The following is an 11,341-nucleotide window of genomic DNA, read 5'->3' as shown; positions in this document are numbered from 1 at the left end:
TGATTATCTGAGCACATAATGAGTGAGAAACGATGACTCTGAACCTGGTAAGTGAGCAGTTACTGACTGCTAACGGCATTAATCAGCAGGACCTATTTTCCCTGTTAGGGCAGCTTTCAGAACGTCGTCTGGATTATGCCGATCTCTATTTTCAGTCCAGTTTTCACGAATCCTGGGTGCTGGAAGACAAAATCATTAAAGATGGCTCCTACCATATCGATCAGGGTGTGGGCGTGCGTGCGGTCAGCGGGGAGAAAACCGGCTTCGCCTATGCAGACCAGATTACGCTCAATGCGCTGCGTCTCTCCTCTGAAGCGGCACGCAGCATCGTGCGCGAACAGGGAAATGGCAAGGCACACACCCTGTCTGCCGTGATGAACCGTTCGCTCTATTCGGCAGTCGATCCGCTGAGCAGCCTGACGCGTGAAGACAAAATTGCCCTGCTGCATCGCGTTGATAAAGTGGCTCGTGCAGCTGATCCGCGCGTTCAGGAAGTCAATGCCAGCCTGACGGGCGTTTACGAGCAGGTGCTGGTGGCCGCAACTGACGGCACGCTGGCGGCAGATGTTCGTCCGCTGGTTCGTCTCTCGATCAGCGTCCAGGTTGAAGATCAGGGTAAACGTGAACGCGGCGCAAGCGGCGGCGGTGCGCGTACCGGCTATGCATTTTTCCTGGCGGATGAAGATGGCGAAGTCCGCGCTGATGCCTGGGCGCGTGAAGCGGTGCGCATGGCGCTGGTCAATCTCTCCGCCGTAGCCGCACCTGCTGGTGCGTTGCCGGTGGTACTGGGCGCGGGCTGGCCTGGCGTACTGCTGCATGAAGCGGTCGGTCACGGTCTGGAAGGCGACTTCAATCGCCGTGGCACCTCGGTGTTCAGCGGTAAAATCGGTCAGCAGGTCGCGTCTGAACTCTGTACCGTGGTGGATGACGGCACCCTTGAAGGACTGCGCGGTTCACTGGCGGTAGATGATGAAGGCGTACCCGGTCAGTACAACATGCTGATTGAGAATGGTGTGCTGAAAGGCTACATGCAGGACAAGCTGAATGCGCGATTGATGGGTGTCAGTCCAACCGGTAACGGACGTCGTGAATCCTACGCGCATTTGCCGATGCCGCGCATGACTAACACCTATATGCTGGCAGGCAAGTCATCGCCACAGGATATTATTGAAAGCGTTGAATATGGCCTCTATGCGCCGAACTTTGGTGGCGGTCAGGTGGATATCACCTCCGGCAAATTTGTCTTCTCAACTTCAGAAGCTTATCTGATTGAGAACGGCAAAATTACCAAACCGGTCAAAGGCGCCACGCTGATTGGCTCCGGCATTGAAGCGATGCAGCAGATCTCGATGGTGGGTAATGACCTGGCGCTGGATAAAGGCGTCGGCGTCTGTGGCAAAGAGGGACAAAGCCTGCCGGTCGGTGTCGGTCAGCCGACCCTGAAGCTGGATAAACTGACCATCGGCGGCACCGCCTGATGTGACCCCAACAACCCGCCGCCTGGCGGGTTGTCAGAATGCTGACAAATCCATAGCCGGATGAACCTGGCAGCAATGCAATAGCTGAAAGCGCAGGGAACACGGGCAGAGGAGGAAAGCGTCCCGCGCCACGGATGGCGCGGGACGAGCGTGTCAGGGATGACGGATTTTGCGTCTTTCCGATCTGACCGTGTTTCCTTCGCTGGCTGGGTCTTACAGCTGGTCGGGACAGATGTTGTCAACAATCTATTGTTAGCTTTTACGGTGCTGCTGATACTGTTCAGCCACCTGTTCAAAATAGCCGGTCAGATAATCGATACAGACCTGCACCTTGAGCGGTAACTTATCCTTCTCGGTATAGAGCGCGTAGACCGGGCGCGGATCGGACTGATACTGCGGAAACAGAATATCGATTTCGCCTGCGGTGATCTCATCAATCACCCACATCATCGGCACATAGGCGATGCCATTGCCCGACTTCAGCCAGCGGATCAGCGTCAGCGAATCATTGGTCACGAAACGTCCCTGCGGCGCCAGGCGGGTCACCAGACCTTCCGGCGCAATCAGCTCGAAATTATTGTCGGGCCGAACGCTATATTCCAGCCAGGAAAAATTATCAATGTCACCCGGCTTCTCTGGCGTGCCGTGCTGGGCCAGATAGCTTTTTGCGGCGCACACCACCATCGGCATCGCGCCAAGGCGACGTGAAAACAAGCTGGAATCTTTTAATGCCCCCACCCGAATGACCAGATCCAGGCCATCCGCGATCAGATCCGGGGCCGGAACGCCGGTGACCAGATTCACACTCAGTCCTGGATATTCCCGCAGCATATCGCTGGTCATGCCGGCTAACACGTTCTGCGCCATGGTCGAGGAGCTGCCAATTCTCAATACGCCAATCGGCGTATTGTTAAAAGCGTAAAGCTGCTCATGCACCTGCGTCGCTTCGGCCAGCATACGGCGGCAGCCCTGATAATAGATTTTGCCCGCTTCGGTCAGCCCGATACTGCGGGTACTGCGATTCAGCAGCTTAACCTGTAATGCATCTTCCAGTTTCGCGACGATCTGGCTGATTGATGAGACGCTCAGATGAAGCTGACGCGCCGCAGCGGTAAACGAACCCAGTTCGACCACTTTGGCGAAGACAGACATGCCTTTCAGTCGTTCCATTGTTTACTCTGGCTTAAAAGTGATTTAGATCACATTCTGTAGAAAACTTATAGTCAGGCGCGTTATTATAAGCGCGCCGGGGTATTTCCCGGTGATTCTTCATTGCCTGTTACCCTTCGATGATACGCTATTATTAAGCCAGCTGCGGTTAGGATCACGCTCCCAGAGGCTTTTCCCGCGACATCTGAAGAGGCATGAGTATCCCGGCAAGGTCGAACTAAGGATTTGTGATGAGTGTGCTTCCGGTATTTGTCATGTTTGGGCTCTCTTTTCCGCCCGTTTTCATTGAACTTATTATTTCACTGATGCTGTTCTGGTTAGTGAAACGCGTGCTTACGCCGAGCGGTATCTACGATCTTGTCTGGCATCCGGCACTTTTTAATACAGCGCTTTATTGCTGTGTGTTTTACCTTGTCTCCCGTTTATTAGTCTGAGGTTTAAGTGAAAGCACTCATAAGAAAAATCGCGCGCTACGCGATTACTATCCTGCTGGTCATCATCGCAGTGGTCATTATTTTCCGCGCCTGGGTGTTCTATACCGAATCGCCCTGGACCCGTGATGCGCGTTTCGCCGCTGACGTGGTGGCGATTTCTCCTGACGTCACCGGCCTGATTACCGAGGTTCCGGTACACGATAACCAGCTGGTGAAGAAGGGTGATACGCTGTTTGTGGTTGACCGGCCGCGCTATCAAAAAGCGCTCGATCAGGCACAGGCCGATGTTGAATATTACCAGGCACTGGTGAGTGAGAAACGTCGCGAAGCCGGGCGTCGCAACCAGCTGGGTACTTCCGCAATGTCGCGCGAGGCTATCGAGCAATCCAACAACGACCTGCAAACCAGCGAACATCAGCTGGCGAAATCGGTGGCGACCCGCGATCTGGCGAAAATTGACCTTGAGCGCACCACCGTGAAAGCGCCATCCGATGGCTGGGTCACTAACCTCAATGTCTACCAGGGTGAGTTTATTACCCGCGGTTCTGTGGCGGTGGCATTGGTGCAGCAGCACTCCTTCTATGTGCTGGCTTACCTCGAAGAGACCAAACTGCACGGCGTAGAGAAGGGCTTTCGCGCGGAAGTCACCCCGCTTGGCAGTAACATCGTATTGCGTGGCACCGTCGACAGTGTGGCGGCTGGCGTCACCAACAGCAGCAGCTCGGTCGACAGCAAAGGCATGGCCACGGTAGATTCCAATCTGGAGTGGGTCCGTCTGGCGCAGCGTGTGCCGGTGCGTATCCGGCTTGATCAGCAGCCCGGCAATCGCTTCCCGGCGGGAACGACAGCGACAGTGGTGATCACCGGCCAGGCCGATCGCCAGCCTGAACAGGTTTCACCGATGATAAGACTGTTTAATCGCCTGCGTGAGTTTGGTTAAGAGGGCGATATGATCGAGTTCCTGCGGTTCCCGGTAAAGCTCACCTTTGCGCTGGTGTTAGCGCTGATGGTGGGTTTTCACTTTAACCTTGAAACGCCGCGCTGGGCGGTGATGACTGCCGGTATCGTGGCGGGCGGTACCGCGTTTGCGGCCGGGGGTGATCCCTATTCAGGGGCGCTACGCTATCGCGGCGTTTTGCGTATTATCGGGACATTTATTGGCTGTATCGCCGCGCTGACCATCATGATCGCCACCGTGCGTGCCCCGGTCGTGATGTTGCTGCTGTGCTGCATCTGGGCAGGACTCTGCGTCTGGCTTTCTTCGCTGATCAAGGTAGAAAACTCTTACGCGCTCGGACTGGCGGGCTACACCGCGCTGATTATTGTGGTGACGGCTAACGCCAGCGGCGGTCTGACACTGGTGCCACAATATGCGGTAGAGCGCTGCAGTGAAATCGTACTCGGCATTCTGTGCGCCATTCTGGCTGATATGATTTTCTCACCCCGTTCGATTAAAAAGGTGATCGACGCTGAGGTCGATTCGCTGCTGGTGGCACACTATCAGCTACTACAACTCTGCGTCGCACACGGTGATAAAGAAGAGGTCGACAAAGCCTGGAGCGCGCTGGTACGGCGTACCACGGCACTAAACAGTATGCGCAGCCAGCTGATGATGGAATCCTCACGCTGGAAGAACAGCAACCGCCGTTTGCAGATGCTTAATACTCTGTCGCTGACGCTGATTACGCAGGCAGCCGAAACCTTTCTGATCCAGAATTCCCGTCCTGATTACATTCCGCCACAATATCGTCTGATGGTTGAAAAACCAGCCTCGACCGTTGAAGAGGTGCATAAGCGGATGAAAGTGATGCGGCGGGTGATGCGTGCCAGTGGCAAAACAACGCCGGTCACGCTGGCCAGCTGGGTGGGCACCGCCACCGAATATCTGCTGCTGCTGAAAGGAATCAAAAGCAACAGCAGGATTACCTCGGTGGAAGAGGAGATTCTGCAGCGCGAAGTGGTTATTCAGGCGCGTTCCGCTGAAACGCATCATGCGATGATCAACGGTATCCGTACCTTTGTGGCGACCGCGCTGGGTTCGCTGTTCTGGCTCTATACCGGCTGGACCTCTGGCAGTGGCTGTATGGTGATGCTGGCCGTTATCACGGCGCTGGCAATGCGTATGCCCAACCCGCTGATGATGGCAAAGGACTTTCTCTACGGCATGACCGTCGCAGTTCCGTTGGGCGCACTCTGCTTTATGTATGTTCTCCCCGCTACGCAGCAGAGCGCACTGTTGCTTTGCATCGCAATCGGCGTGCTGGGTTTTATCGGTGGCATCTTCATTCAGCGGCGTCAGCTCGGCACGCTGGGGGCATTGATTGGCACCCTCAACGTGCTGGTGCTGGATAATCCGATGGAATTCCACATTAACGTCTTTCTCGATAACGTTCTGGGCCAGGTCATCGGCTGCTTTGTGGCGATGATGGTGATCCTGCTGATTCGTGATAAATCAAAAGCGCGCACCGGCCGCAAACTGCTCAACCGCTTTATGTATGCGGCCGTCTCAGCCATGACGACCAATCAGGCGCGCCGGCGTGAAAACCATCTGCCAGCCCTTTATCAGCAACTGTTTCTGCTGCTCAACCTGTTTCCGGGCGATATCAACAAATATCGCATCGCCCTGACACTGATCATCGGTCATCAGCGGTTACGCGACGCAGAAGTGCCGGTGAATGCCGATCTCTCTGCTTTTCACCGGCAGTTGCGTTACACCGCTGATCGGGTGATCTCCGCCAGCAGCGATGACAAGCGGCGTTACTATTTTGAACGTCTGCTGAAAGAGCTGGATGTCTATCAGGAAAAACTGGCCCATTACGAGGCACCCGCCAGCGTAACGGAACCGGTAAAACGACTGGCTATGATGCTGGATAAGTACCAGAACACGCTCATCCAAATCTGAATCTGGCCGCTGTGACCTGCAGCGGCCTGCGCAATCCCCGCCCATCACAAAATCTGTCGCTTTTGCCAACTATACTCTCCAGACGGAAGAGCAAAACTGACAGGAGCGAATCAATGAAATCACTGCAAGAGAGCGAACTGTTCCGGACCGGCTATTTAGCGGACGGTCAGTGGCATCACGCTGCCTCCACCTTTGACGTGACCAATCCGGCGACCGGTGAGGTGATTGCTCAGGTGGCAAAAGCGGGTAAAGCGGAAACGGAACAGGCTATCGCCGCAGCGGAGCGCGCATTTCCCGTCTGGCGGGCGCAGACTGCAAAAGCACGCGCTGAAATTCTCACTCGCTGGTATCAGCTGATCATTGAGAACAAGCGCTGGCTGGGACAGCTGATGACGACCGAACAGGGCAAGCCCCTGAAAGAGGCGGAAGGGGAAGTTGAGTACGCCGCCAGTTTTATTCAGTGGTTCGCCGAGCAGGCGAAACGGACCAATGGTGAGATCATCCCGCCAGCTAAACCCGGCTCCCGTATTCTGGCAACTCGCGAACCGATTGGCGTTGTGGCTGCCATTACGCCGTGGAATTTCCCGATGGCGATGCTCACCCGCAAACTGGGGCCAGCCCTTGCTGCAGGCTGCACCGGTATTATCAAACCTGCCAATAACACGCCACTTTCCGCCTTTGCCCTGCTGGCGCTGGCGAAGGAGGCCGGCGTGCCTGATGGCGTACTGAATGCGGTAGCCGGTGATACCCATGCCATCAGCGATGCGATCATGGCCAGCAAAGTGGTGCGTAAAATCTCATTTACCGGCTCCACCCAGGTGGGCAAGCTATTGATGCGCAATGCTGCCGAAACCATGAAAAAAGTGTCGATGGAGCTCGGTGGTAATGCCCCCTATATCGTGTTTGACGATGCCGACATTGATGCCGCCGTACAGGGCGCCATTGCCAATAAATTCCGTAATGCGGGCCAGGTGTGCGTCAGCGTAAACCGCTTCTACATTCACAATGCTATTTATGATCGTTTTACTCAGCAGCTGGCTGCCGAAGTGAACAAGCTGAAGGTGGGCAACGGCATGGAAGAGGGCGTCATTGTCGGGCCATTGATTGAGGCATCGGCAGTGGAAAAGGTTGAACAGCACGTCAATGATGCGGTAGCAAAAGGCGGCAAATTACTGGCGGGTGGCGAGCGACATGCGCTGGGTGGCAACTTCTGGCAGCCTACTGTGATTACTGAGGCGCACGAAGGGATGCAGCTGGCGCAGGAGGAGACTTTTGGTCCGGTGGCTGCCTGCTTCCGCTTTGATGATGAAGATGACGTCATCCGCCGCGCTAACGATACGCCGTTCGGCCTTGCCGCTTACTTTTACACCCAGAATCTGCAGCGGGTGTTCCGTGTTTCAGCCGCGCTGGAAAGCGGCATGATCGGCATCAATGAATGTGCCGTATCAACCGAGCTGGCGCCGTTTGGTGGTGTAAAAGAGTCGGGGCTGGGCCGCGAAGGTTCGGTACTGGGCATGGAAGAGTACCTGGAGGTCAAAGCGCTGCACCTGGCGGTTTGAGCTAGCGGACAGTAACGGGCGGCAAAGGTCGCCCGCAGACGGAGCATGGGAGCCGTCAGCATGAAAATCGAGCGTTTTGATTTTAATGAAATTGTCGATCAGGCCCATTTCTTCCGCCAGTTCAGCGAGCGATTTGCGCTGGAAGAGCGCCGCATCTGCGATCTGGATGGATTATGGGATGTGGTGACGGGCGATCGGTTACCGCTGCCGCTGGAGATTGAATTTGTTAATCTGGGCAGGGGACAGCGACGGCGTTATGGCGCGCTGATACTGTTATTTGATGAAGCGGAAGAAGAGCTGGAAGGCCAGCTTCACTTTAACGTCAGATAAAACGTCAGATGAAAAAAGGCCCCGGCGAGCGGGGCCAAAGGGTTCGTCATAAATCTGACGAGGAATTACTTATAAAGCTGTGCAGTGATGTGATAGTTATCACCGGTGCGCGCCTCAATAACTTTATAGGCGCTGGCACCCTGTTCATCCGCTTTCTGAGAAAGCTCAGCGCGGTAATCCATTGGCGATCCCGCGGTTCCACTGATGGTCACGGTGCCCGCAGGCTGCAGGTTCTGCGTCTGCGCTCCGGTGACCAGCTGTGCGGCTGATGCGCCGAACGCGATGACGGAAAGCAAGCTGACTGTAGCGATGGTTGTTTTGATATTCATGTTCGTCTCCTCAATACATTCAACAACCTGCGGTTACTCGTAAAGGCGGGTCGTCGATATCTTCTGACGCCATTCAGGCATCATCACGGTTAATTATTTATAAAGCTCAGCGGTAACGTGCCAGGTGTTATCCTGGTTGTTTTCGATGATGCGATAGTGGCTCGCGCCCTGGGCATCCGCTTTCTCTGACAGCACCTGACGGATATGCGTCTGGTCGCCATTTCGTCCACCAATGCTGATGGTCTGATTCATTGGCTGCAGACCCTGTGCCTGTTCGCTGGACACCAGGCTGGCGGCGTTAGCACCCACGGAGAACAGGGATGCCAGACTCAGTGCAGCGATAGCTAATTTCATTTTCATGGTCAACTCTCCTGAAATTTCTGCTTCAGCTCTCCGGAGCGCAAAAGGGCGCGTCAGACAGAGAGCTGATGGCATTATCGGTTACGCCTTAGTTATACAGTGCGGCGGTAGCGTGATAGTTGCCGTTGTTGTATGCCTCAATCACGCGATAGGCTTTTGCGCCCTGCTGATCGGCTTTGTCGCTGAGTTTCTGTTTGATATCCATCGGTGAACCCGCCACGCCGCTGACACTGATGGTGCCGACAGCCTGCAGATTCTGTGCCTGTGACGCATCAATAGATTCTGCTGCCACAGCACCAAATGAGAGGGCTGAAAGAATGCTCAGGGTAGCAATAGTAGTTTTTACGTTCATGGATTTTTCCTCGTCGTCTATTTTTATCTTTTTATTTAGTGTGATTTGCATCACGAAAAGAAGTATAGAACTAATAACGGAAGGAATTAATACCCCGCTAATAATGTTTTTTTGTGATTCTTTATCCTTATGGCTACTTTTAATAACCTATCGTTATAAAAACAGGGTAAAAAATAGCCTTTTCGCTGCTTTTAGTTACAAAAACAGTGAGATAGATCACTTTAACGATTAGTGCGAAAGACGGGGGTGTATCGGACTGGAGTTTGATCTGGATCCGGGTAATGGTGCCTATTCAGTGATGTAAAGCAGCGTAAAATAGCGCAAAACGTGAAGCAGAGTAATAGATCTGACCAATAGCGAGGGGCGCTAAACCAGGCTTATTACACCTTTGATAGCGGTTGAGGGTTGTGGAACGGTGTAAGCAGAGAGATGAACTGACGATCTGGCGCATGATGGCCGGTCGTCAGTCCGCGATCAGAGTTCCTGTTCAAACAGGGTAAGGATTGCGCCGTGCAACTGCTTAACGGTGAAATCGCGCGCACGGGTAATAAAGATCGTGTCATCGCCGGCAATGGTGCCAAGAATCCCGTGCGACTTACCCAGTGAATCCAGCATACGTGCAATCAGCTGTGCTGCGCCCGGACTGGTATGAATCACCACCAGTGCATCGTTGTAGTCGATATCCAGTACCAGGTTTTTTAACGGACTGGTAGTGGTCGGCACACCCAGTTCAGCGGGCAGGCAATAGACCATCTCCATCCTGGCATTCCGGGTGCGCACTGCGCCAAATTTGGTCAGCATCCGCGAGACTTTGGACTGATTGATATTTTCAAAGCCCTCATCCTGAAGCGCCTGAACAATTTCGCCCTGGGAACTGAATTTTTCTTCTTTTAATAAGGCTTTGAAAGCCTTAACCAGATCGTCTTGTTTTGATGGGTTTCGCATAGGTTACCAATAAAAAATGAGAATAACCGCGCATCCGCCCGCGGCAGAGTGGTGATTATGCATTTAAATGCATTTTTATGCAATCGTTCGATTGATGAGCAGCGTTCGGGCGGCTAGCGGGCGGCGATAATAGCAAATAAATCCGCTCAGACCAAAACACGCGTCACAGCTCCGGAAAGCGAAGGTTGCAAAGTTGTTATATTATTGGTGGTGTAGTAACAGAAAACGCACGTAGCCGTTCTCTGTCTGACGACGGCATAGTTGTCGGTCATTCAGGCGCAATGATAAGTAACTTTTGAATCCGGAGATTAAGTGTGAAAACACGTAGAATTAACAGCGGATATTTATCTTCGCCTGAGCAGTTGATTAAGGTCTGACACAGATAGAATTTCGGCCCATCTCTGCCCCACCTTAATAAGGAGTTAAGAATGAAAGTTGCCGTTCTCGGTGCCGCTGGCGGCATAGGCCAGGCGCTCGCACTTCTGCTCAAAACCCAGCTTCCCGCAGGTTCAGAACTCTCACTTTATGACATCGCGCCGGTTACGCCCGGTGTTGCCGTTGATCTCAGCCATATTCCTACTGCAGTGACTATTCAGGGATTCAGTGGAGAAGACGCCACACCCGCCTTACAGGGTGCTGATGTGGTACTGATTTCCGCTGGTGTCGCACGTAAGCCCGGTATGGATCGCGCGGACCTGTTTAATGTTAACGCAGGCATCGTTCGTAACCTGATCGAACAGGTTGCCACTACGGCACCTAAAGCGTTGATTGGTGTTATCACCAATCCGGTCAATACCACCGTGGCCATTGCGGCAGAAGTGCTGAAAAAGCACGGTGTGTACGACAAGAATCGTCTGTTCGGCGTGACCACGCTGGATATCATTCGCGCCAATACTTTTGTGGCTGCATTGAAAGGCAAGCAGCCTGACCAGGTGGAAGTCCCGGTCATTGGTGGCCACTCCGGCGTAACCATTCTGCCGTTGCTGTCGCAGGTCAAAGGCGTCAGTTTCAGCGATCAGGAAGTGGCCGATCTGACCAAACGCATCCAGAATGCCGGCACTGAAGTGGTGGAAGCCAAAGCGGGTGGCGGATCGGCCACGCTGTCGATGGGCCAGGCAGCCGCACGTTTCGGTTTGTCACTGGTACGCGCGCTTAATGGTGAGGCTAATGTGGTGGAGTGTGCTTACGTAGAAGGCGAGGGTGAACATGCGCGCTTCTTCTCACAACCGCTGCTGCTGGGTAAAAACGGTATTGCTGAACGCAGGCCAATTGGTACCCTCAGCGCTTACGAACAGCAGGCGCTGTCAGGCATGCTGGATACGCTGAAGAAAGATATCGCCCAGGGCGAAGAGTTCGTTAAGCAGTAACTGACGGCTCAGACTGAAAAAACCAGGCCTGGCCGTAATGCTGATTAGTAAAGATTAGATTGGTAAAGGCTGTCACGGTCAAACGTGGCAGCTTTTTTTCTGGGCGAGCGAGCTG

The 11,341-nt window shown here is 53.9% G+C and carries 12 protein-coding genes; 7 read left to right on the top strand and 5 right to left on the bottom strand.

Going from position 1 to position 11,341, the window contains the following annotated elements; translation table 11 throughout:
- The first annotated feature begins 32 nt into the window (after positions 1–32).
- Complete coding sequence (gene tldD / locus AC0T7J_RS21895; RefSeq protein WP_473797006.1) at positions 33–1,478, top strand: metalloprotease TldD; 1,446 nt, start codon at positions 33–35, stop codon at positions 1,476–1,478.
- Between the two features lie 252 nt (positions 1,479–1,730).
- On the opposite strand, the gene aaeR is transcribed toward tldD, so the two are convergent.
- Positions 1,731–2,648 carry an HTH-type transcriptional activator AaeR gene (gene aaeR / locus AC0T7J_RS21890; RefSeq protein WP_010256055.1) on the bottom strand — a complete coding sequence of 306 codons (918 nt, stop codon included), beginning with the start codon at positions 2,646–2,648 and terminating at the stop codon, positions 1,731–1,733.
- 230 nt (positions 2,649–2,878) lie between these two features.
- Here aaeR and aaeX point away from each other — a divergent pair, with 230 nt between their 5' ends.
- The 5 genes from aaeX (at position 2,879) to AC0T7J_RS21865 (ending at position 7,873) form a co-directional block, all read left to right on the top strand.
- On the top strand, positions 2,879–3,082 hold the full coding sequence (gene aaeX / locus AC0T7J_RS21885; RefSeq protein ID WP_003855277.1) for a p-hydroxybenzoic acid efflux pump operon protein AaeX: 204 nt from the start codon (positions 2,879–2,881) through the stop codon (positions 3,080–3,082).
- A gap of 7 nt (positions 3,083–3,089) precedes the next feature.
- Positions 3,090–4,022, top strand: a complete 933-nt coding sequence (gene aaeA, locus AC0T7J_RS21880; RefSeq protein ID WP_013359200.1) for a p-hydroxybenzoic acid efflux pump subunit AaeA — start codon at positions 3,090–3,092, stop codon at positions 4,020–4,022.
- A 9-nt stretch (positions 4,023–4,031) separates the two neighbouring features.
- A complete protein-coding gene (gene aaeB, locus AC0T7J_RS21875) occupies positions 4,032–5,984 on the top strand; it encodes a p-hydroxybenzoic acid efflux pump subunit AaeB (protein WP_473797002.1) in 1,953 nt (650 codons plus the stop codon).
- Positions 5,985–6,097: 113 nt separating this feature from the next.
- Positions 6,098–7,543 (top strand): NAD-dependent succinate-semialdehyde dehydrogenase, encoded by a 1,446-nt coding sequence (locus AC0T7J_RS21870; protein WP_473796998.1) that lies wholly within the window; start codon positions 6,098–6,100, stop codon positions 7,541–7,543.
- Positions 7,544–7,603: 60 nt separating this feature from the next.
- Positions 7,604–7,873, top strand: coding sequence for a barstar family protein (locus AC0T7J_RS21865; protein WP_473796995.1), 270 nt, complete (start codon positions 7,604–7,606; stop codon positions 7,871–7,873).
- A gap of 65 nt (positions 7,874–7,938) precedes the next feature.
- On the opposite strand, the gene yhcN (AC0T7J_RS21860) is transcribed toward AC0T7J_RS21865, so the two are convergent.
- The 4 genes from yhcN (AC0T7J_RS21860) to argR all read right to left on the bottom strand — a co-directional run bounded on the left by yhcN (AC0T7J_RS21860) (position 7,939) and on the right by argR (position 9,859).
- Positions 7,939–8,202, bottom strand: coding sequence for a peroxide/acid stress response protein YhcN (yhcN, locus tag AC0T7J_RS21860; RefSeq protein WP_473796992.1), 264 nt, complete (start codon positions 8,200–8,202; stop codon positions 7,939–7,941).
- 93 nt (positions 8,203–8,295) lie between these two features.
- Positions 8,296–8,562 (bottom strand): YdgH/BhsA/McbA-like domain containing protein, encoded by a 267-nt coding sequence (locus AC0T7J_RS21855; RefSeq protein WP_031592724.1) that lies wholly within the window; start codon positions 8,560–8,562, stop codon positions 8,296–8,298.
- Between the two features lie 88 nt (positions 8,563–8,650).
- Positions 8,651–8,914: a peroxide/acid stress response protein YhcN gene (yhcN, locus tag AC0T7J_RS21850; RefSeq protein WP_022623941.1), complete on the bottom strand. Its 264-nt coding sequence runs from the start codon at positions 8,912–8,914 to the stop codon at positions 8,651–8,653.
- 474 nt (positions 8,915–9,388) lie between these two features.
- Entirely contained in the window at positions 9,389–9,859 is a 471-nt protein-coding gene (argR, locus tag AC0T7J_RS21845; protein WP_010256080.1) for a transcriptional regulator ArgR, read from the bottom strand.
- Positions 9,860–10,287: 428 nt separating this feature from the next.
- Between argR and mdh the strand changes: the two genes are divergently transcribed.
- Complete coding sequence (gene mdh / locus AC0T7J_RS21840; RefSeq protein ID WP_473796987.1) at positions 10,288–11,226, top strand: malate dehydrogenase; 939 nt, start codon at positions 10,288–10,290, stop codon at positions 11,224–11,226.
- Positions 11,227–11,341: the final 115 nt, after the last annotated feature.

Source organism: Pantoea sp. E956-1 (assembly GCF_982223955.1).
The sequence above is the reverse complement of the archived record's forward strand: the minus strand, read 5'-3'. Positions and strand labels throughout refer to the sequence as shown.